This is a genomic window from Streptomyces sp. NPDC005485 (assembly GCF_040606085.1).
GTDB lineage: Bacteria > Actinomycetota > Actinomycetes > Streptomycetales > Streptomycetaceae > Streptomyces.
Window position 1 is genome coordinate 1 of record NZ_JBEXDZ010000146.1, and the last position, 23,945, is coordinate 23,945.

The 23,945-nt window shown below is 73.7% G+C and carries 5 protein-coding genes and 1 pseudogene; all 6 read left to right on the forward strand.

The annotated features are described in order from the left end of the window. The first annotated feature begins 472 nt into the window (after positions 1–472). The 6 genes and pseudogenes from ABZS97_RS34585 (at position 473) to ABZS97_RS34610 (ending at position 23,874) form a co-directional block, all read left to right on the forward strand. The gene (locus ABZS97_RS34585) at positions 473–16,879 is read left to right on the forward strand and encodes a type I polyketide synthase (protein ID WP_356144320.1); all 16,407 of its coding nucleotides are present in this window, start codon (positions 473–475) and stop codon (positions 16,877–16,879) included. A gap of 11 nt (positions 16,880–16,890) precedes the next feature. Then, a pseudogene (locus ABZS97_RS34590) lies at positions 16,891–18,231 on the forward strand (beta-ketoacyl synthase N-terminal-like domain-containing protein); the annotation flags it as partial. Between the two features lie 77 nt (positions 18,232–18,308). After that, positions 18,309–18,839, forward strand: coding sequence for a flavin reductase family protein (locus ABZS97_RS34595; protein WP_356144322.1), 531 nt, complete (start codon positions 18,309–18,311; stop codon positions 18,837–18,839). A 49-nt stretch (positions 18,840–18,888) separates the two neighbouring features. Beyond that, positions 18,889–20,151 (forward strand): LLM class flavin-dependent oxidoreductase, encoded by a 1,263-nt coding sequence (locus ABZS97_RS34600; protein ID WP_356144324.1) that lies wholly within the window; start codon positions 18,889–18,891, stop codon positions 20,149–20,151. A gap of 249 nt (positions 20,152–20,400) precedes the next feature. Next, complete coding sequence (locus ABZS97_RS34605; protein ID WP_356144326.1) at positions 20,401–22,539, forward strand: MMPL family transporter; 2,139 nt, start codon at positions 20,401–20,403, stop codon at positions 22,537–22,539. Between the two features lie 201 nt (positions 22,540–22,740). Then, entirely contained in the window at positions 22,741–23,874 is a 1,134-nt protein-coding gene (locus ABZS97_RS34610) for an NADH:flavin oxidoreductase (protein ID WP_356144328.1), read from the forward strand. Positions 23,875–23,945 lie beyond the last annotated feature (71 nt).

Consider the following 23,945-nt stretch of genomic DNA (forward strand, 5'->3'; position numbering starts at 1 on the left):
CGGCCCCCGCCCCGGGGGGGGGTGGTGGCCGGCGGGGGGGGGGGGCCGGGACCCCCGGGGGGCGACCCCCCCCCCCCCCCCCGGGGCCCGCCCGTTTTCCGGCGGAACTCCAGAACAATTCAAGGCGCCCACGACGGCCGTCCACCGCCCCGCCTTCTAGGGGGAGATAGGGGTGTGAGCGCCGCGGCGCCTCCCCTACCGTGGCTGTCGGGGTTTTCGGACCCTCCCTCTTTTTTTCCTTTTCACGGACCGGTCCGCAAAACCGCGGCGGGCACGCAGCCGCCTCGGTGGGAGGCAGGCCACGCCGGGCCGAGATCGGAAATACTCCCGCTGAATTCAATGGCCGGGCAGGGGCGGATAGGGGTGGGGGAGAAGTGCGCCGCCGCTTTAGAGTCACAAGTCCCGGTCCGCTACCGGGCATTTTCCGATTCATGTTTTTCCGCGATATCGCAACAGGGTGTGGAGTATGCAGATGAGCGGGTACGGAAGCTTTGTCTCGGACCTTGAGCGTGCCCGACTCGAGTCGCTTCCCCCCGGGGAGCAACTCCGCCTCCTGCTCGACCTGGTGAGCTCCCGCGCCGCGGAGATCCTGCGGCAGCTGACGCCCGGGTCGCAGCAGGAGCAGCCGCGGCCGCTGGTGGCCGAGCGGCCCTTTCGCGAGCAGGGCCTGGACTCCCTCGCCCTGGTCGCGCTGCAGCAGCGGCTGAACAAGGCGACCGGGCTGTCCCTGCCGCCCACCGTCGGCTTCGACCACCCCACCCCGGCAGCACTCGCCGAGCACCTGCGCACCGAGGTGCTCGGGCTGTCCGCCGCCGTGCCCGCAGCCCAGCCCGCCGTACGGCGCGCCGATACGGACGAGCCGATCGCCGTCGTCGCCATCGGCTGCCGCTACCCCGGGGGAGTGCGCTCCGCCGAGCAGCTGTGGCAGCTGGTCGCCGAGAGCCGGCACGCCCTGGAGCCGTTTCCCACCGACCGCGGCTGGGACCTGGAAGCGCTCTACCACCCCGACCCCGAGACGCCCGGCACCACCTACGTCAAGCATGGCGGATTCCTGCCGGACGCCGGGCACTTCGACGCGGAGTTCTTCGGGATCTCCCCGCGCGAGGCCCTCGCCATGGACCCCCAGCAGCGCCTGGTCCTGGAGACGGTGTGGGAGGCACTGGAGCGCACCGGCACCGACCCCGACACCCTGCGCGGCACCCGTACGGCCGTCTTCATCGGCGCCGAGCCGCAGGAGTACGGCACCCGGCTGCACGAGGCACCCGACGGGCTCGACGGCTACCTGCTGACCGGCAACGCGCCCAGCGTCATCTCCGGCCGCGTCGCCTACACCCTGGACCTGGACGGCCCCACCCTCACCGTCGACACCGCCTGCTCCTCCTCGCTGGTCGCCCTGCACCTGGCCGTGCAGTCCCTGCGGGCCGGCGAGTCCACCCTCGCCCTGGCCGGCGGGGTCGCCGTCATCGGCAGCCCGGGTGTCTTCACCTCCTTCAGCCGGCAGCGCGGCCTGGCCCCCGACGGCCTGTGCAAGCCCTTCGCGGCCGCCGCCGACGGCACCGGATTCTCCGAGGGCGTCGGCGTGCTGGTCCTGGAACGCCTCAGCGACGCCCGCCGAAACGGCCACCCCGTCCTGGCCCTGGTGAAGGGCTCCGCCGTCAACCAGGACGGCGCCAGCAACGGCATCACCGCACCCAGCGGCCCCGCCCAGCAGCGGGTGGTGCGCGCCGCCCTCGCCGACGCCGGACTCAACGGCGCGGATGTCGACCTGGTCGAGGCACACGGCACGGGCACCACGTTGGGCGACCCGATCGAGGCGCACGCCCTCATCGCCGCCTACGGCCCCGGCCGTCCCGACGGCCGGCCGCTGCGGCTGGGCTCGGTGAAGTCGAACATCGGCCACACCCAGGCCGCCGCCGGCGCCGCCGGCGTCATCAAGGTGATCATGGCGATGCGGGCCGGAGTGCTGCCGCGCACCCTGCACGTCGACGCCCCCTCACCCAACGTGGACTGGTCGGCCGGCACGGTGGAACTCCTCACCCAGGAGCTGCCCTGGCAGCCCGGCCCCACCCCCCGCCGCGCGGGCGTCTCCTCCTTCGGCGTCAGCGGCACCAACGCCCACGTCATCATCGAGGAAGCACCCCAGCAGCCCGCCCCCGACACCACCCCCGCACCCGCCGCCGCGCCCGTCACCGCACCCGACGCCGCCTCGGCGTCCGCCGCACCTGTTCCTGTGCCCGTCGCGTTCTCCGCACGCGGTGACGGCGCGCTGCGCGCCCAGGCCGGCCGGCTGCTGGAACTGCTGGAGCAACAGCCCGACACCTCGCCCGGCGCGCTCGGCCGCGCCCTGGCCACCACCCGGGCCGTGCACCGCCACCGGGCCGTGGTTGTTGCCGCGGACCGCGAGGAACTGCTGCGTGCGCTGCGCGCCGCCGCCGAGAACAGCACCGACCGGGCGCTGACCCGGGGCACCGCCCACGGCGGACGGCTGGCCTTCCTGTTCACCGGCCAGGGCAGCCAGTTCGCCGAAATGGGCCGCGAACTCTACGCCGCCTACCCGGTGTTCGCGAAGGCCCTGGACGCCGCGATCGGCCGCCTCGACCTCCAGCTCGAACGCTCCCTGTGGGACGTGCTGTTCGCCCCGCCCGGCTCGGCGGACGCCGCCCTGCTCGACCAGACGATGTACGCGCAAAGCGCCCTGTTCGCCCTCGAGGTCGCCCTCTTCAGGCTGCTGGAGTCCTGGGGCCTGCACCCCCACTACCTGGCCGGTCACTCCCTGGGCGAACTGAGCGCCGCGCACGCCGCCGGCGTCCTGGACCTGGACGACGCCGCCATCCTGGTGGCCGCCCGCGGCCGGCTGATGCAGGCGCTGCCCGCCGACGGCGCCATGGCCGCCCTGCAGGCTACCGAGGAGGAGGCCCGCGCCCACCTCGGCGACCGCGTCAGCATCGCCGCCGTCAACGGCCCCGACGCGGTGGTCGTCTCCGGCGAAACCAGCGAAGTGCTGCGCATCCAGGCGCACTTCGAGGCGATCGGCCGCAAGACCAAGCGGCTGCGGGTCAGCCACGCCTTCCACTCGCCGCTGATGGAACCGATGCTCGCCGAGTTCGCCCGCATCACCAGCGTCCTGGACTTCAAGCCCCCGACGATCCCGGTGGTCTCCAACGTCACCGGCCGCATCGCCACCGCCGCCGAACTGACCTCCCCCCACTACTGGGTCCGCCACGTGCGTGAAGCGGTCCGCTTCGCCGACGGCACCCGCGCCCTGCGCGCCGCCGGCGTCACCACCTTCCTGGAGATCGGCCCGGACGCGGTGCTGTCCGCGATGGCCCGCGCCGCCCTCGCCGACGACCCCAACGCCGGCGAGAACAGCGACGCCGGCGACGAGGGCGTGGTCTTCGCCGCCGCGCAACGCCGCGGCCGCGAGGGCCGCCGCGAACTGCTCACCGCCCTCGCCACCGTCCACACCCGCGGCGCCGGCGTCGACTTCGCCGCCCTGCACCCCGCCGACCTGCCCCCCCTCGACCTGCCCACCTACCCCTTCCAGGGCCGCCGCTACTGGCTGCAGGCCCCGGCCGGCGCAGGCGACGCGGCAGCACACGGCCAGATCGCCCTGACCCACCCGCTGCTCGGCGCGGCCGTCCCGCTGGCCGACCACAGCGGCGAGATCCTGCTCACCGGCCGGCTGTCCCCGCACACCCAGCCGTGGCTGGCCGACCACCGCATCTCCGGCGTGCTGCTGCTGCCCGGCACCGCCTTCGTGGAACTCGCCGTCCAGGCCGGCAACCAGGCCGGCTGCGCCCACCTCGACGAACTGAACCTGCTCACCCCGCTGGCCCTGCCGCAAGGCGGCGCGGTCATCCTGCAGGCCGTGCTGCGCGCCCCCGACGCCGAGGGCCGCCGCGACCTCACCTTCCACTCCCGCCCCGAGTCCGCCCCCGACGACGCCCCCTGGACCCAGCACGCCACCGCCGTCCTCAGCCCCGACCCGGCCCCCGCCCCCGCCCCCCTGCCCGGCCAGGGCCAGTGGCCGCCGCCCGGCGCCCGGCCCGTCGACCTGAGCGGCCTCTACGAGCGGATGGCCGACCAGGGCTACGGCTACGGCCCCACCTTCCAGGGCCTGCGCGCGGTGTGGCGGGCCGACGGCGAGGCCTACGCCGAAGTGGCCCTGCCCGCCGACCACACCGCCGACGCCGCCGCGTTCGCCCTGCACCCGGCGCTGCTCGACGCCGTCCTGCAATCCACCGACCTGGCCACCGACCAGCCGCCCTCCACCCAGACCCGGCTGCCGTTCGCCTGGAACGGGGTGACGCTGTACTCCACCGGCGCCACCACCCTGCGCGTACGCATCGTGCCCCAGGGCCCCGACGCCGCCGCCCTGAGCCTGTACGACACCACCGGCGCCCCCGTCGCCCAGGTCGACGGCTTCCTGGTACGCCCGGTGGCCCCGGACACGCTGCGCGCCGCCCGCCCGCTGCCCCTGCGCCTGGACTGGCACCCCGTACAAACCCCCCACCCCACCACCGCCCCCGCCCAGCCCCCGGCCGTCCACACCGTCACCGCACCGGCCGGCACCGACGTGCCCGCCGCAGTGCGCGCCACCACCGCCGCCGCCCTGGCCCGCATCACCGCACACCTGGCCGACCCGGACAGCGACTCCACCCTCCTGGTCCTCACCCACGGCGCGATCGCCGCCGCCCCCGGCGACACCGGCGACCCGGTGCAGGCCCCGGTGTGGGGCCTGGTGCGCGCCGCGCAGGCCGAGCACCCCGGCCGCTTCGTCCTCCTCGACCTCGACACCGACACGGCCGCGCCGGCCGACCTCGCCTTCACCGCCGCCGGCGGCGAAGGCGAACTCGCCCTGCGCGCGGGCCGCTTCCTCGCCCCCCGCCTGGTCGCCGGCGAACCGGCCGAACCGGCCGAACCGGTCTGGGACTCCACCGGTTCGGTGCTGGTCACCGGCGGCACCGGCGGCCTGGGCGCCCTGGTGGCCCGCCACCTGGTGAGCGAACACGGCGTACGCCACCTCATCCTGACAAGCCGCCGCGGCCCCGACGCGCCCGGCGCCGGGCAGCTGCACGAGGAACTGACCGCACTCGGCGCCGAAGTCACCCTCGCCGCCTGCGATGTGGCCGACCGTCAGGCACTGGCCGCACTGATCGCCGCCGTCCCGGACCGGCACCCGCTGACCGGCGTCATCCACACCGCCGGCGTCACCGACGACGGCCTGCTCACCTCACTCACCCCCCAGCGGTTCGACACCGTCCTGGCCCCCAAGGCCGACGCCGCCTGGCACCTGCACGAACTCACCGCCGACCTCGGCCTGAAAGCCTTCGTGCTCTTCTCCTCCACCGCCGGCTACCTCGACGGCGCCGGACAGGCCAACTACGCCGCCGCCAACGTCTTCCTCGACGCCCTCGCCCACCACCGCCGCACCCAGGGCCTTGCCGCCACCTCGCTGGCCTGGGGCCTGTGGACCGGCGACCGGGGCATGGGCGCCCACCTCGACGCCGCCGCCCTGCAGCGCATCGCCCGCCTGGGCCTGGAACCCCTCGGCCCCGACGAGAACCTCGCCCTGCTCGACGCCGCCCTCACCGTGGACCGGGCCGTGCAGATACCCATCCGCGTCGACCGGCACGCCCTGCAAACCCGCACCGACGGCATCCCACCGCTGCTGACCGCCCTGGCCCCCACCCCGCTGCGCCGCACCGCCGCAGCCGGCCGGCCCACCGCGGCCCTCACCGAGGGCCTCGCCCACAGCCTCGCCGCCCTGCCCGACGCCGAACGCACCCAGGCCCTGCTCGACCTGGTCCGCACCCAGATCGCCGCCGTCCTCGGCCACGACGGCGCCGCCGCCGTCGAGCCCGGCCGCGCCTTCAGCGAGACCGGCTTCGACTCCCTGGCCGCCGTGGAACTGCGCAACCAGCTCAAGGCCGCCACCGGACTGCGCCTGCCCGCCACCCTGATCTTCGACTACCCCAACCCCAAAGCACTCGCCGCCTACCTCGCCTCCCGCCTCACCGGCGACACCACCACCCCGGCCCGCACCCCGGCCACCGCCCCCACACCCGCCCTCGACGACGAACCCATCGCGATCGTCGCCATGAGCTGCCGCTACCCGCACGGCGTCCAAAGCCCCGAAGACCTGTGGCAACTGGTCGCCGAGGGCCGCGACGCCGTCACCGCCTGGCCCACCGACCGCGGCTGGGACCAGAGCCTGTACGACCCCGAGCCCGGCATCTCAGGAAAAAGCTCCAGCAACGAGGGCGGATTCCTGCACGCCGCCGCCGACTTCGACCCGGAACTGTTCGGCGTCAGCCCGCGCGAAGCCCTCGGCATGGACCCCCAGCAGCGACTGCTGCTCGAAATCACCTGGGAAGCCTTCGAACGCGCCGGCATCAACCCGCGCTCCGTACGCGGCAGCGACACCGGCGTCTTCGCCGGCGTGATGTACCACGACTGGGCCACCCGCCTGCACGAGGTGCCCGAGGAAGTCGCCGGCTACATCGGCAACGGCAGCCTGGCCAGCGTCGTCTCCGGCCGCCTGTCCTACGTGTTCGGCCTGGAAGGCCCCGCCGTCACCGTCGACACCGCCTGCTCCTCCTCACTGGTCGCCCTGCACTGGGCCATCCAGGCACTGCGCCGCTCCGAGTGCTCCCTCGCCCTGGCAGGCGGCGTCACCGTGATGGCGACACCGGACACCTTCCTCGACATGAGCCGCCAGCGCGGCCTGGCCTCCGACGGCCGCTGCAAGTCCTTCGCCGCCGCCGCCGACGGCACCGGCTGGGGCGAAGGCGCCGGCATGCTGCTGCTGGAACGCCTCTCCGACGCCCGCGCCCACGGCCACCCCGTCCTCGCCGTCATCAAGGGCACCGCCGTCAACCAGGACGGCGCCAGCAACGGCCTCACCGCCCCCAACGGCCCCTCCCAGGAACGGGTCATCACCCAGGCCCTGGCCGCCGCCGGACTGAGCGCCGCCGACGTCGACGCCGTCGAGGCCCACGGCACCGGCACCACCCTCGGCGACCCCATCGAAGCCCAGGCCCTGCTCAACACCTACGGCCAACACCGCCCCGACAACGGCACCCCGCTGCGACTGGGCTCCATCAAGTCCAACCTCGGCCACACCCAGGCCGCCGCAGGCGTCGCCGGCATCATCAAGATGGTCGAGGCCATCCACCACGGCGTCCTGCCCAAGACCCTGCACGTCGACGCACCCACCGCCAAGGTCGACTGGACCGACGGCGCGGTACAACTGCTCACCGAGGCCCAGCCCTGGCCCGCCACCCCAGACCGCCCGCGCCGCGCCGGCATCTCCTCCTTCGGCATCAGCGGCACCAACGCCCACGTCATCATCGAAGAACCCGCCGAACAACCCGCCCCCCAACCCGCCCCCCTCACCGCGCCCGTCCTCGCCTGGCCGGTATCCGGCAAGACCCCCCAGGCCGTCCGCGCCCAGGCCCAGCGGCTGCGCTCCCACCTCGACACCCTGCCCGACCACGACCTCGCCGCCGCAGGCCTCGCCCTGGCGACCACCCGCGCCGGCCTCGACCACACCGCCACCGCCACCGCCACCGACCGCACCGACCTCGCCCAGGCCCTGGAATCCATCACCACCGGCCACTCCATCACCGAGGCCACCACCGGAAAACTCGCCTTCCTGTTCACCGGTCAGGGCGCGCAGCGCATCGGGATGGGCCGTGAACTGCACGCCGCCTACCCGGTGTTCGCCGAGGCCTTCGATGCCGTGCTGGCTGAGATCGATGTGCCGCTGCGCGAGGTGATGTGGGGTGAGGATGCCGGGCGGCTGAGCCGTACGGAGTTCACGCAGCCGGCGTTGTTCGCGCTGGAGGTGGCGCTGTACCGGCTCCTCGAATCGTGGGGCGTCAGGCCCGACTACCTGGCCGGGCACTCGATTGGCGAGTTCGCGGCCGCGCATGTGTCCGGGGTGCTGTCCCTGGCGGATGCGGCGAAACTTGTCGTGGCGCGGGGCCGGTTGATGCAGGCCCTCCCGGAGGGCGGCGCGATGGTCGCCCTGCAGGCCACCGAGGACGAGGTGCGTCCGCTGCTGGCCGACGGCGTGGGCATTGCCGCGGTCAACGGGCCCACCGCGGTGGTCGTCTCCGGTGTGGAGGCGGAGGCGCTGCGGATCAAGGCGCACTTCGAGGCGGAGGGTCGTAAGACCACCCGTCTGAAGGTGTCCCATGCCTTCCACTCCCCGCTGATGGAGCCGATGCTCGCCGACTTCCGTGCCGTCGCACAGGAATTGACGTATGGCGAGCCCTCCCTTCCGATCGTCTCCACCCTCACCGGCGCCCTCGTCGGTGAGGAGCTGGGGGACCCGGAGTACTGGGTCCGCCACGTCCGTGAGGCGGTCCGCTTCGCCGACGCCGTAAGGGCGTTGGAAGCTGCGGGTGTGGGTACGTTCGTCGAGCTGGGGCCGGATGCGGTGCTCACGGCGATGGGCCGGCAGTCCGCCGAGGACGCGGCCTTCGTGCCCACCCTGCGCCGCGAGCGCGACGAAACCCACGAGACCGTGTCCGCGCTGGGCAGGCTGCACGCGCTCGGCATCCCGGTCGACTGGGCCGCCTACTACGGCGCCCCCGAACACATACCGCCCTACACCGACCTGCCGACCTACGCCTTCCAGCGTGAGCGCTACTGGCTGGACGCCACCGCTCCCGGCGCGGGCGACGTCGGCTCCGCGGGTCTGACGGCGCTCGACCACCCCGTGCTCAGCGCCCTGGTCAGCTCGCCCGAGCCCGAGGGCGGGGTGACGTTGACCGGCCGGCTGGTGGCGGCCGGTTCGTGGGTGGCGGATCACGTGGTGCTGGGCAGTGTGCTGCTGCCGGGCACGGCGTTCGTGGAACTGGCGGTACGGGCCGGCGACGAGGCCGGCTGCCGCCGGCTGGAGGAACTGACGCTGGAAGCGCCCCTGGTGGTCCCCGAACACGGCGGCGTCCAGGTCCAGGTCGTCGTCGGCGAACCCGATGCCTCCGGGGTGCGCAACGTGAGCGTGCACTCGCGGCCGGAGGGTGAGGCCGATGCCTGGGTGCGCCACGCGTCCGGTTCGGTGGCGCCGGGGGAGGGCACGGCCGGGTTCGATCTGGTGCAGTGGCCGCCCGCCGATGCTCAGCCGCTGGTGGTGGAGGGCGCGTACGAGGCACTGGCGGGCCGCGGGTATGGCTACGGTCCGGCATTCCAGGGGCTGAAAGCGGCCTGGCGGCGGGGCGAGGACGTGTTCGCCGAGGTGGCGCTGCCCGCCCAGGCACACGCGGAGGCGGCCCGCTTCGGCCTGCACCCCGCCCTGCTGGACGCCGCCATGCACGCCGACCTGCTCGGCGAGGACGGCGCTGCCGAGGGCGACACCCTGCTGCCGTTCTCCTGGAACGGGATCACCCTGCACGCGGCCGGCGCCACCGAACTGCGCGTCCACATCCGCCGGGTGCGAGGCGACGAGCTGTCCGCCATGTGGGTGGCCGACGCCACCGGCCAGCCGGTCGCCACCGTCGAGGAACTCGTCTCGCGTCCCGTGGCCTCCGAACAGCTCGCCGCGGCGGGCAACCGGCACACCGAGTCCCTCTTCCGGGTCGGCTGGCAGGAACTGCCCCTGCCCGAGACCGTCACCGAAACGGTCGTAGCACTGCCCGGACTGCCCCAACTGGGCGACGACATCGCCCAGTTCACCGACCTAGCCCAACTCGCCGACTGGATCGGAACGCACGGACAGGCACCCGGCACGGTGCTGGCCCCGCTGGCGCCCACCGAGGGCGACGACGTCCTGGCGGCCACCCGGGCCCACTGCGCCGACGTCCTCGACCTGGTCCAGGCATGGTCGGCCGACGAACGCTTCGCCGCATCCCGGCTGGTCTTCGTCACCCGCTACGCGGTCGCCGCCCGCCTCTCCGACACCCTCGACGCGGCCCAGGCCCCGGTGTGGGGCCTGGTGCGGGCGGCGGAGGCCGAGAACCCGGGCCGGTTCGCGCTGCTGGACACCGACGCACACGAGGAGTCCCTCGCCGTCCTGGCCGCCGCCGCAAGCAGCGGCGAAGGCGAACTCGCCGTGCACGGCGGCCACTTCGCCGTCCCCCGGCTGCTGGCAGCGAAGCCCTCCCAGGGCACCGAACCGCCCTGGGACAGTGCGGGTTCGGTGCTGGTCACCGGCGGCACCGGCGGCCTGGGCGCCCTGCTGGCCCGCCACCTGGTGAGCGAACACGGCGTACGCCACCTCATCCTGACAAGCCGGCGGGGAGCGGACGCGCCCGGCGCCGGGCAGCTGCGCGAGGAACTGACCGCACTCGGCGCCGAAGTCACCCTCGCCGCCTGCGATGTGGCCGACCGTCAGGCGCTGGCCGCACTGATCGCCGCCGTCCCGGACCGGCACCCGCTGACCGGCGTCATCCACACCGCCGGCGTCACCGACAGCGCCCTGGTCGGCGAGCTCACCCCCGAGCGGTTCGACACCGTGCTGGCGCCCAAGGCCGACGCGGCCTGGCACCTGCACGAACTCACCGCCGACCTGGACCTGAAAGCCTTCGTGCTGTTCTCCTCGGCGGGCGGCCTCGTCCTGGCCGCCGGACAGGCCAACTACGCCGCCGCCAACGTCTTCCTCGACGCCCTCGCCCACCAGCGCCGCAGCCAGGGCCTCGCGGCCACCGCCCTCGCCTTCGGCATGTGGAACGTCGACACCGGCATGGGCACGGTCACCGACGCCGACCTGGACCGGATGCGCCGCCTGGGCCTGCCCGCCCTGGACGCGGCCGACGCCCTGGCCCTGTTCGACGCGGCCCTGGCCACCGGCGCCCACCACATCATCCCGCTACGGGTCGACGGGGCCGCGCTGGGCTCCCGCAGCGAACAACCGCCCGCACTGCTGCGCGGCCTGGTCCGCGGCACCGGCCGCCGTACCGCCCGCACCGCCCAGGACGGCGGCGCGGACGGCTTCGCCCAGCGGCTGGCCGCACTCGGCGACACCGAACGCGACCGCACCGTCCTCGAACTGGTCCGCACCCAGGTCGCCGCCGTCCTCGGCCACCGCAGCGGGGAGTCGGTCAGCCCGGAGAAGGCCTTCCGCGAGCTGGGCTTCGACTCCCTCGCCGCCGTCGAACTGCGCAACGCCCTGAACGCGGCCACCGGCCTGAAACTGCCCGCCACCCTGGTCTTCGACCACCCCAACTGCCGCGCCGTCGCCACCCTGATCAAGGAAAAGACCGGCGCCGGCGTATCCTCCACCCGCCCCGCCGCCCGCCCCACACGCACCACCGCGACCGGCACCAGCGACCCGGTCGCGATCGTCGCCATCAGCTGCCGCTTCCCCGGCGGGGTGCGCTCCGCCGACGACCTGTGGCAGCTGCTGCTCGACGAGCGCACCGCCACCACCCCCTTCCCCACCGACCGCGGCTGGGATGCGCAGGCCATCTTCGACCCCGAGCCGGGCACCCCCGGCCGCACCTACACCATCGAGGGCGGATTCCTGCACGACGCGGGGGAGTTCGACCCCGAGTTCTTCGACATCATGCCCCGCGAGGCGCTGGCGATGGACCCCCAGCAGCGGCTGCTGCTGGAGGCCGCCTGGGAGGCCCTGGAGCGCACCGGCACCGACCCCACCACGCTGCGCGGCACCCGCACCGGCGTGTACGTCGGCTCCATGTACCACGAGTACGCCACCCAGGCCGGGCAGGTCACCGACGACCTCGCCGCCTACCTCGGCAACGGCAGCGCCGGCAGCATCGCCTCGGGCCGCATCTCCTACACGCTGGGCCTGGAAGGGCCGGCCGTCACCGTCGACACCGCCTGCTCCTCCTCGCTGGTCGCCCTGCACATGGCCTGCCAGGCACTGCGGCAGGGCGAGGTCGATCTGGCGCTGGCCGGCGGTGTCACCGTGATGCCGACACCGGACATCTTCGTCGACTTCAGCCAGCAGCGCGGGCTCGCCCCCGACGCCCGCTGCAAGTCCTTCGCCGCCGCCGCCGACGGCACCGGCTGGTCCGAGGGCATCGGCCTGCTCGCCGTGGAGCGGCTGTCCGACGCCCGCGCCCACGGCCACCCCGTCCTCGCGGTGATCCGCGGCTCGGCGATCAACCAGGACGGCGCCAGCAACGGCCTGACCGCCCCCAACGGCCCCTCCCAGGAGCGGGTCATCGACCAGGCCCTGAAGGCGGCCGGGCTAGGCACCGGCGACGTCGACCTGATCGAGGGCCACGGCACCGGCACCCGGCTCGGCGACCCCATCGAGGCGCAGGCCCTGCTGGCCACCTACGGCCAGGACCGCCCCGAGGACCGGCCGGTCTATCTCGGCTCCATCAAGTCCAACATCGGACACGCCCAGGCCGCCGCCGGCGTCAGCGGCGTCATCAAGGCGGTCATGGCCCTGCGCCACGCCTACCTGCCCAAGACCCTGCACGTCGACGCGCCGTCGCCGAACGTGGACTGGACGGCCGGCTCGATACGGCTGCTGACCGAGGCCATGCCCTGGCCGAAGTCCACCGGCCCGCGCCGGGCCGCCGTCTCCTCCTTCGGCCTGAGCGGCACCAACGCCCACGTCATCCTCGAACAGGCCCCCAACCCCGCCCCGGTCCCCGACGCCCCCAAGCCCGCCCCCGACGCGCCGGCCCCGGCCGTCCTGCCGCTCGTGCTCTGCGCCAAGAACGCCAAGAGCCTGCCCGCCCAGGCCGACCACCTCCACGCCCACCTGACGGCGAATGCGGAGCTGAGCCTGCTCGACGTGGCCGCCTCCCTGGCGACCTCCCGCGCGGCCCTGGACCACCGCGTCGCCTTCACCGCCGCCGACCGCGACGAGGCCCTGGCCGCGCTGGCCGCCCTGGCCGAGAGCCGCCCCGTCCCCGGAGCGGTCACCGCCCGCGACCGCTCCGACAGCCTCACCGCCTTCCTGTTCACCGGGCAGGGCGCGCAGCGCATCGGGATGGGCCGTGAACTGCACGCCGCCTACCCGGTGTTCGCCGATGCCTTCGATGCCGTGCTGGCTGAGATCGATGTGCCGCTGCGCGAGGTCGTGTGGGGTGAGGATGCCGGGCGGCTGAGCCGTACGGAGTTCACGCAGCCGGCGTTGTTTGCGCTGGAGGTGGCGCTGTACCGGCTCCTCGAATCGTGGGGGATCAAGCCCGACTACCTGGCCGGGCACTCCATCGGCGAGTTCGCCGCCGCGCATGTGTCCGGGGTGCTGTCCCTGGCGGATGCGGCGAAACTCGTGGTGGCGCGGGGCCGGTTGATGCAGGCCCTGCCGGAGGGCGGCGCGATGGTCGCCCTGCAGGCCACCGAGGACGAGGTCCGTCCGCTGCTGGCCGACGGCGTGGGCATCGCCGCCGTCAACGGACCCACCGCAGTGGTCGTCTCCGGCGTCGAGGCGGAAGCGCTGCGGATCAAGGCGCACTTCGAGGCGGAGGGCCGTAAGACCACCCGCCTGAAGGTCTCCCACGCCTTCCACTCCCCGCTGATGGAGCCGATGCTCGCCGACTTCCGTGCCGTCGCACAGCAGTTGACGTACGCCACTCCCTCCATCCCGATCGTGTCCACCCTCACCGGCGCCCTCGTCGGCGAGGAGTTGGGGGACCCGGAGTACTGGGTCCGTCATGTCCGTGAGGCGGTCCGGTTCGCCGACGCCGTAAGGGCGTTGGAAGCTGCGGGTGTGGGTACGTTCGTCGAGCTGGGTCCGGATGCGGTGCTCACGGCGATGGGCCGGCAGTCCGCCGAGGACGCGGCCTTCGTGCCCACCCTGCGCCGCGGACGGCCCGAGACGCGGGAAGCGGCCGCCGCGCTGGCGCACCTGCACGCGCTGGGTGCCCGCCCCAACTGGGCCGCCGTCTACCCGGGAGCCCGGCGGGTGGAGCTGCCGCCCTACGCCTTCGAGAAGCGGCACTTCTGGCTCACCCCGCAGGAGCAGCCCGAGGCCGTGGGCGCCACCGACGCCGCCGGGCTCGGCCTCGTCGACGCCGGACACCCCCTGCTCGGTGCGGTCCTGTCGCTGCCCGATGGCGGGGCGGTGCTGACCGGCCGGTTGGTGGCGGCCGGTTCGTGGGTGGCGGATCACGTGGTGCTGGGCAGTGTGCTGCTGCCGGGCACGGCGTTCGTGGAGCTGGCGGTGCGGGCCGGTGACGAGGTCGGCTGCGGCCGGCTGGAGGAACTGACCATGGAGGCACCGCTGGTGGTGGCGCAGGGCGGCGCGGTCGCCCTGCAGGTCGTCGTCGGCGGCCCGGACGCCTCCGGGGTGCGCAGTGTGAGTGTGCACTCGCGGCCGGAAGGCTCGGCTGATGCCTGGGTGCGCCATGCGTCGGGTTCGGTGGCGCCGGGGGAGGGCACGGCCGGGTTCGATCTGGTGCAGTGGCCGCCGGCCGATGCTCAGCCGCTGGTGGTGGAGGGCGCGTACGAGGCACTGGCGGGCCGCGGGTATGGCTACGGTCCGGCATTCCAGGGGCTGAAGGCGGCCTGGCGGCGGGGCGAGGACGTGTTCGCCGAGGTGGCGCTGCCCGCCCAGGCACACGCGGAGGCGGCCCGCTTCGGCCTGCACCCCGCCCTGTTCGACGCGGCCAGCCACGTGGATCTGCTGGACGACGCCGACAGCACGGTGCTGCCGTTCGTCTGGAGCGGGATCACCCTGCACGCGGCCGGCGCCACCGAACTACGTGTCCACCTGCGGCGGATCGGCGACGACGTCACCCGGCTGCGGTTGGCCGATGCCACCGGGCAGCCGGTGGCATCCGTCGAGAAGCTGATCGCCCGTCCCGCCGCGGCCCGGCAGCTGAGCGCCGATCCGGCGGCGGCCGCAAGCGAGGCGGTGTTCCGCTTCACCTGGCCGCAGGGCCCGGCCCTGACCCCCGACGACGCCACCCTGCCGCTGCTGGAGACGGTGCGCGAAGCCACCGCCGGGCAGAGCGTCCCGCCCCACGTCCTGCTTGCGGTGCCCTCCCACACCGGCGAGGGCGCCGGCGACCTGGGCGCAGCGGCCCGCACACGCACCCTTCAGGTGCTGGCCGCCGCGCAGAGCTGGCTCACGGATCCGCGGTTCACTGCGTCCACGCTGGTGGTGTGCACCCGGGGCGCGGTGGCGGTCGCCGACGGCGAGGACCCCGACGTCACGCAGGCTCCGGTGTGGGGCCTGATCAGGGCCGCGCAGACGGAGAACCCGGGCCGCTTCATGCTGCTGGACACCGACGGCAGCGACGCCTCGGCGCAGGCCGTCGCCGCGGCGGCCGCCTGCGGCGAGAGCGAGCTGGCGCTGCGCGAGGGCCGCACCCATGTGCTGCGGCTGGCCCCCGTGGCCGCGAAGGGCCTCGCCGAACTGCCCTGGGACAGCGCGGGTTCGGTGCTGGTCACCGGCGCCACCGGCGGCCTGGGCGCCCTGGTGGCCCGCCACCTGGTGACCGAGCACGGTGTACGCCATCTGATCCTGACCAGCCGGCGGGGAGCGGACGCGCCCGGCGCCGGGCAGCTGCGCGAGGAGCTGACCGCGCTGGGGGCCGAAGTCACCCTGGCCGCCTGTGATGTGGCCGACCGTCAGGCGCTGGCCGCACTGATCGCCGCGGTGCCGGACCGGCACCCGCTGACCGGTGTCGTGCACGCCGCGGGCGTCGTCGACGACGGACTGCTCACCTCGCTGGCCGCCGACCGGGTGGATGCCGTCCTGCGGCCCAAGACCGACGCGGCCTGGCACCTGCACGAACTGACCCGCGACCTCGGTCTGAAGGCGTTCGTGCTGTTCTCCTCCACCACCGGCTTCTTCGACAACGGCGGCCAGGCCCCCTACGCGGCCGGCAACGTCTTTTTGACCGCGCTCGCCCAGCACCGCCGCGCCCAGGGCCTGGCGGCCACCGCGCTGGTGTGGCACCTGTGGGCCGGCGACGGAATGGCCGCCGCGCTCAGCGACGCCGTCGTCGAACGCCAGCGCCGCCTGGGCATCCCGGCGATGGACCCCCGCGACGGACTCGCCCTCCTGGACGAGGCGCTCACCGCCGGCGAGGCACTGCTGGCGCCGCTGCGGCTGGACCGCGACGCACTGCGGGTGCTGGCCCAGCCGCCGGCCCTGCTGGCCCACCTGAGCAGCCCTCCCGCGGCCGCACCGCGCAGCCCGGCCCGCGCCGCCGCCCGCACCGTCTTGCCGTCCGCCGCCCGGCCACCGCAGTCGCTGGCCGAGCAGCTGGCCGGCCTGGAGGAGACGGAGCAGCTGCGCACCGTCCTGGATCTGGTGCGCAGCCACGTCGCGGTGGTGTGCCACGCCGAACCCGCCTCGATCGACGTGCGGCGCGGCTTCACCGAGCTGGGGCTGGACTCGCTGGCGGCGATCGAGCTGCGCAACGCCCTCGCGGAGACCTCCGGGATCCGGCTGCCGGCCACGCTGATGTTCGACTACCCCAACGCCGAGGCACTGGCCCGCTTCCTGCTGGAGGAACTCGAGGTGCCGGCCGTGGCGCCGGCGGCGGACGTGCAGGAAGGGCCGAAGTCCCTGACGCAGGAACTGACCGGCCTGGAGGAGACGGAGCAACTGCGCACCGTCCTGGACCTGGTGCGCTTCCACGTCGCGGTGGTGCGCCACGCCGAACCCGCGTCGATCGACGTGCGGCGCGGCTTCACCGAGCTGGGGCTGGACTCGCTGGCGGCGATCGAGCTGCGCAACGCCCTGGCGCAGGCCTGCGGGATCCGGCTGCCGGCCACGCTGATGTTCGACTACCCCAACTCCGAGGCGCTGGCCCGCTTCCTGCTGGAGGAACTGGCGCCGCCGACCGCCGAGCAGGTCGCCCCGCCCGTGCCGGTGGGAGTCAGCGCCGCGGGCGGCGATCGGCCGGGCGTCGGCGACCTCAAGGGCATGGCGGTGGAAGACCTGGTGCGGGCGGCTCTGGGAGCCGTCACGTCCCCTGGAAACGAAGGCTGAGGGCGGACACGATGGAAGTCGACCAGATAGTCGAGGCACTGCGCGCCTCCATGATCGACAACGAGCGGCTGCGCCGCCAGAACGAGGAGCTGGAGCGGGCCGCCGCCGAACCCCTCGCGGTCATCGGCATGGCCTGCCGGTTCGCCGGCGGCGTCGACACCCCCGACGATCTGTGGCAGATGCTCCTGGAGGGCCGCGACGGCGTCAGTGAGTTCCCCACCGACCGCGGCTGGGACGTGGAGGCGCTCTACGACCCCGACGGCGGCCCGGGGCGGACCATCACCCGCCGGGGTGCCTTCCTGCACGACGCGGCCGAGTTCGACGCCGACCTCTTCGGCATCTCACCGCGCGAGGCGGAGGAGATGGACCCCCAGCAGCGGCTGCTGCTGGAGAGCGCGTGGGAGACGCTGGAAAACGCCCGCATCGACCCGCTGTCCGTGCACGGCAGCAACACCGGCGTGTTCGCCGGGCTCATGTACCACGAGTACGAGGGCGCCAGCACCGGCGGCAGTCTGGTCAGCGGCCGGATCGCGTTCACCCTCGGCCTGGAGGGACCCGCCGTCACCGTCGACACCGCCTGCTCCTCCTCGCTGGTCGCCGTCCACCTGGCGGCGCGCTCGCTGCGCCAGGGCGAGTGCTCGCTGGCTTTGGCCGGTGGCGTCACCGTGATGGTCGCGCCCGAGACGTTCCAGTACTTCACCAAGCAAAAGGGCCTGTCCAAGGACGGCCGGTGCCGGTCGTTCGCGGCGGCGGCCGACGGCACCGGCTGGGGCGAGGGCAGCGCGATGCTGCTTTTGGAACGGCTCTCGGACGCCCGCCGCAACGGGCGCCGCATCCACGCCGTCATCCGCTCCACCGCCCTCAACCAGGACGGCGCCTCCAGCGGCATCACCGCCCCCAACGGGCCCGCCCAGCAGCGGGTGATCAAGCAGGCGCTCGCCCAGGCCGGGCTGGGCTACCAGGACGTGGACGCGGTGGACGCGCACGGCACCGCCACCCGGCTGGGCGACCCGATCGAGGCGCAGGCGCTGCTGGCCACCTACGGCAAGGACCGCCCCGAGGACCGGCCGTTGTGGCTGGGCTCGGTCAAGTCCAACCTGGGGCACACCCAGGGCGCGGCCGGCGCCGCCTCACTGATCAAGATGATCCTCGCCCTGCGCGAGGGTGTGCTGCCGCGCACCCTGCACGTCGACGAGCCGACCCCGCACGTCGACTGGAGTGCCGGGCAGGTGCGGCTGCTGACGGCGCAGCAGCCCTGGCCGTCCACCGGCCGCCCGCGCCGGGCCGGGGTGTCCTCCTTCGGCATCAGCGGCACCAACGCACACGTGATCCTCGAACAGGCGCCGCCCCCGGCGGGCGCCGAGCCCGCACCGCCCGCCGCTGCGGCCTGACCCGTACGACGCGGACCCTCAGGAAGGACGTGGGCCAGATGGCCACCCGAACCAGCACCCCCACCCTCGAACACCGCGTCGACACCGACGCGTTCCGGCAGGTGCTCTCCCGCTTCTGCAGCGGCGTCACCATCATCACCGGCCTGACCGAGGACGGCGGGCGCACCGTGCCGGCCGGCCTGACCTGCCAGTCCTTCTTCTCCCTCTCCCTCGACCCGGCCCTGGTGGCCTTCTCGGTCGCCAGGACCTCCAGCACCTGGCCGAAGATCGCGCCGTCCGGCGCGTTCTGCGTCAACGTGCTCAGCTCGGCACAGCAGATGCTGTGCCGGTCGTTCGCCGTGAGCGGGTCCGACAAGTTCGCCGGACAGGACTGGCTCCCTGCGCCGGCCACCGGATCGCCCGCCCTGCCCGGCTCTTTGGCCTGGATCGACTGCGCCGTCGACACGGTGCACCCCGGAGGCGACCACTGGCTCGTGGTCGGCCGGGTCCTGCACCTGCAGGCGGCCGACCACGAAGCCGATCCCCTGCTGTACTACCGCGCCGCCTTCCGCCGCCCCGCGGCGGCCTAGCCGACGCCGGCACCACCCGATCACGCCCATCCCAAGGAGCAGACACACCATGCGATTCGGCCTCATCTACCACCACCAGCTTCCCCGCCCCTGGCAGCAGGGCAGCGAGGAGCGGCTGTTCAACGAGTCCCTGGCGCAGATCGAGTTGGCCGACCGGCTCGGCCTGGACTACGCCTGGGCGACCGAGCACCACTTCCTGGAGGAGTACTCGCACTCCGGCGCCCCCGAGGTGTTCCTCGGCGCCGCCGCCGCCCGCACCCGCGACATCCGCCTGGCGCACGGCATCGTCCAGCTGCCCTCGGCCGTCAACCACCCCGTCCGTGTCGCCGAACGCATCGCCACCCTGGACCTGATCTCCGGCGGCCGGGTGGAGTTCGGCTCCGGCGCCGGCAGCTCCCAGCTGGAGCTGGCCGCCTTCGGCGTGGACCGCGAGACGAAGAAGGAGCAGTGGGCGGAGTCCCTCAAGGTCATCACCCGGCTGCTGTCCGAGGAGCCGTTCACCGGCCACCAGGGCCCCTTCGTCGACGTGCCGCCGCGCAACCTGCTGCCCAAGCCGAAGCAGACCCCGCACCCGCCGCTGTGGCTGGCCTGCAGCGCCCGCACCACCATCGAGGACGCCGCCCGCAACGGCATGGGCGCCCTGTCCTTCTCCTTCGTCTCCCCCGAGGAGGCCAAGGACTGGGTGGACGCCTACTACGGCATCATCCAGTCCGAGGAGTGCAAGCCGCTGGGCCTCGACGTCAACCCCAACTTCTCCGTCGTCGTGCCCTTCATGTGCCACCAGGACGAGGACACCGCCCTCGACCGCGGCCTGGAGGGCGCCCACTTCTTCAGCTACGCGCTGATGCACTACTACATCTCCGGCGACCACAAGCCGGGCGTCACCAGCGTGTGGGAGGAGTTCCAGAAGAACCGCGCGAGCGTGGGCCTGGTCCGCGAGCCGGCCGCCCCCGCCGGCGACGCCGAGGAGCAGCCCGAGGACGTCAAGAACATGCTCGAGCAGATCACCGCGCTGCGCCGCGGCATCGGCACCCCCGAGCAGATCGCCGACATGGTCCGCCGCTACGAGGCGGCCGGCGTCGACCAGATCATCTTCTCCGTGCAGATCGGCAAGAACCGGCACGAGCACATCATGGAGTCCCTGGAACTGTTCGCCGCCGAGGTGCTGCCGCTGTTCGCGCCGCACCGCGACGCCGTGGACGAGGCCAAGCGCGACCGGCTGGAGCCCGCCGTGCGGGCCGCGCTGTCCCGCGTGGAGAAGGACACCGCGGACGTCAGCGACTACGTCATCGTGCCGGAGCTGAGGGCCTGAGGGACGGCGGACGCCACCGGGGGCGCACCCGCCCGCACGATCGCCGCCCCGCAGCCGCGCCGGGCGCGCCCGCCCGGCGCGCCCGGGCCGCGGCACCCGCCCCGCCCCGCTCAGGGCGGCGCCGGGCAGGGGAGCAGGGGTCGACACAGGGGTGGCGCCACCGCGGACAGGGGTTGTTGAGCCCATGGGAAATCCTTGACCTTTTCATTGGCATCGCTTTCCCGACCGCGACCTACCAGGAGACCCCCTATGACTGACGGCAGCAGGCGGTTCGCCATGGCCCTGTGCGGCAAACGGGCCAAGTGGCTGGTGCTGGTCGGCTGGTTGATCGTGACCGCCGCCCTCGGGCCACTGGCCGGGAAACTCGACGACGTCAAGGACGAGGGCAGCACCGCCGTCCTGCCCCGGCACGCCGAGTCGGTGCAAGTCCTGCACGAGCTGGAGAAGTTCCGTACCGACCACGACGTGATCGCCGCGGTGACGGTGTACAGCCGCACCTCGGGCATCACCCAGGCGGACCGCGACAAGAGCGCCCGGGACCGGGCCGCCTTCCGTGGGCACCTCGCCAAGGGCGCCACGATGCCGGCCACCACGGCCTCCAAGGACGGCAAGGCCCTCATGGTCGTCGTCCCCCTCAAGCGGGTGGACGGCGACGCGACGGCCGACGAGATCAAAAAGATGCGCGCCACCGCCCGCGCCGGCGCCCCCGCCGGACTCGATGTGGAGATCGGCGGCCCGGCGGGCCAGCAGAGCGACTACGTGGGGGCGTTCGAGAACCTCGACGCGAACCTGATGGCCATCACCGGCACCGTCGTGATCGTGCTGCTGCTGCTCATCTACCGCAGCCCGTTCTTGTGGCTGTTTCCCGTCGTGTCGGTCGGCCTGTGCCTGGCGGCGACCCAGGGCACCGTCTATCTGCTCGCCCGTCACGCCGACCTGCCCGTCGACCCGGGCAGCGCCAGCATCCTGATGGTCCTCGCCTTCGGCGTCGGCACCGACTACGCCCTGCTCCTGATCGCCCGTTACCGCGAGGAGCTGCACCGCCACGAGGACCGGCACGTCGCCATGGCAGTGGCGCTGCGCAAGGCCGGACCGGCCATCATCGCCTCCGGCGCCACCGTGGTCGCCGGGCTGCTGTGCCTGGCCGTCGCCGACATCAACTCCTCGCGCAGCCTGGGCCTGGTCGGCGCGGTCGGTGTCCTGTGGTCGTTCGTGGCGATGCTCACCGCGCTGCCCGCCCTGCTGGTGATCGCCGGCCGCTGGGTCTTCTTGCCCTTCCGGCCCAAGTACGGCACCGCGCCCCGCTCGCAGCGCAGCGTCTGGGGCAAGGTCGGCGCCGCCGTCGCCAGGCGCCCGCGCCCGGCCTGGGTGCTCTCCTTCATCCTGATCGGCGCGGCCGCGGCCACCGTCCTGGGCGTGCACGTGGGCATCGGCCAGGCCGAGGTCTTCCAGGACAAGCCGGAGTCCGTCGTCGCCCAGGAACGCATCGCCCACCACTACCCGGCAGGCGCCTCGGGGCCGGCCGTCGTGGTGGCCCGCGCCGCCAACGCCGACGCGGTCCTCAAGGCGGTCCGTGCCACCGGCGGAGTGGCCTCCGCGCTGACCCCGACCCGCTCCCCGGACGGCTCCCTGATCTCCATCGAGGCCGTCCTGAAGGACGCGCCCGACAGTTCCGGCGCCGCCTCGACCGTCGACGCGCTGCGCAAGGCCGTGCACGCGGTGCCCGGCGCCCAGGCCGTGGTGGGCGGTCAGGCGGCCGAACGCTCCGACACCCAGCGGGCCGCCGACAGCGACCTGCGGGCCGTCATCCCGCTGGTCCTCGGCGTCATCCTGCTGGTCCTCATCCTGCTGCTGCGCTCGCTCGTCGCCCCGCTGCTGCTCCTGCTGACCGTGGCGGTCTCCTACCTCGCCGCGCTCGGCGCGAGCAACCTCGTCTTCGAACGGGTCCTGGGACACAGCGGCGTCGACTGGACCATCCCGCTGGTGGCCTTCGTGTTCCTGGCCGCCCTCGGCATCGACTACAACATCTTCCTGATGACCCGGGTCAGGGAGGAGACCCGCGCGCACGGCCACGAACAGGGCGTGGTGCGCGCGCTGGCCGGCACCGGCGGGGTCATCTCCTCCGCGGGCGTGGTCCTCGCCGCCACCTTCGCGGTGTTCGCCGCGATGCCGGTGACCAACATGATCCAGATGGGCATCGTGGTCGCCCTCGGCATCCTGGTGGACACCTTCCTGGTCCGTACGGTCCTGGTGCCCGCGCTCGTCCTGGACGCAGGCAGGGCCACCTGGTGGCCCGGCAGGCTCTTCCGCGACCTGGGCCGGCGCAGCCGGTCGGTGACCGTGGCGGGCCACTACCCCGCCGACTCGCGGACCGACGCACGACTGTGAGCGAACCCGGGGCCGTGCGGCCCCGGGACCGCGCCGCCGCCCCCCTTCCCTTTAGGGGGGCGGACGCGGTGTTTAGGGGGTCGAACGCGTGGCTCGAGCGGCCCCCGCTTGGTTTCAATCGGTACGTGGCCGAATCGGTGCGGACCAGGACACCGACCCATTGCACGGCCGGCCGATCCAGCTGAAGGGAACGTCCCCCTTATGTCCATCGCGTCCACTGAGCCCGCCCCGACCCGCCCGGTCGGCCCGCTGTTCACCCCGGTGACGCTGGGCGGCGTACCGCTCAAGAACCGCTTCGTCATGGCGCCGATGACCCGCACCATGTCACCGGGCGGCGTTCCCGGGCCCGAGGTCGCGGCCTACTACGCGCGACGGGCACAGCACGGCGTGGGCCTGATCGTCACCGAGGGCACCGTGGTCGACCACCCCGGCTCCTCCTACAACCCGGCCGTGCCGCACTTCTACGGCGAGAAGGCCCTGGCCGGCTGGTCCGAGGTGGTGCGCCAGGTGCACGCGGCCGAGGGCAAGATATTCGCCCAGCTGTGGCACGTCGGCCTCGACCCGCTCGCCGGCGAGGCGCTCGGCCCCGGCACCGCACTGGTGGGCCCCTCCGGACTCGTCGCCCCCGGCCATCAGGTCACCGAGCCGATGACCCAGGCGCAGATCGACGCCGTGGTCGAGGCGTTCGCGCAGGCCGCCGCCGACGCCGAGCGGCTCGGCTTCGACGGCGTCGAACTGCACGGCGGCCACGGCTACCTGATCGACCAGTTCTTCTGGGCGGGCACCAACCAGCGCACCGACGGCTACGGCGGCGACATCGTCGCCCGCACCCGCTTCGCCGTGCAGATCATCGACGCCGTACGCGCCCGGGTCAGCCCCGACTACCCGGTGGTGCTGCGCTTCTCGCAGTGGAAGACCGCCGACTTCACCGCCCGGCTGGCCGAAAACCCGCAGGAGCTGGAGGAGTTCCTCACCCCGCTCGCCCAGTCCGGCGTGACCGCCTTCCACTGCTCGACCCGGCGTTTTTGGATCCCCGAGTTCGAGGGATCGGACCTGAACCTGGCGGGCTGGACCAAGAAGATCACCGGCAAGCCGGTCATCACCGTCGGCTCGGTGGGCCTGGACGGCGACTTCGTCACCATGTTCGCCGAGGGCACCGGCGCCGGCACCGAGGGCGTCGGCGGGGTCCTGGAGCGGCTGGAGCGCGAGGAGTTCGACCTCGTCGCGGTCGGCCGGGCCCTGCTCGGCGACGCCGAGTGGGTCGCCAAGATCCGCGACGGCCGCGGTGAGGAACTGACCGCCTTCAGCCCGGCCGCCCTGGCCAGCCTCGACTGACACCACCCGCCCGCAGTCTGGTCTTCCGGCGGCTGGTGCCCCGGCACATCAAGGCGACCGAGGAGCACGCG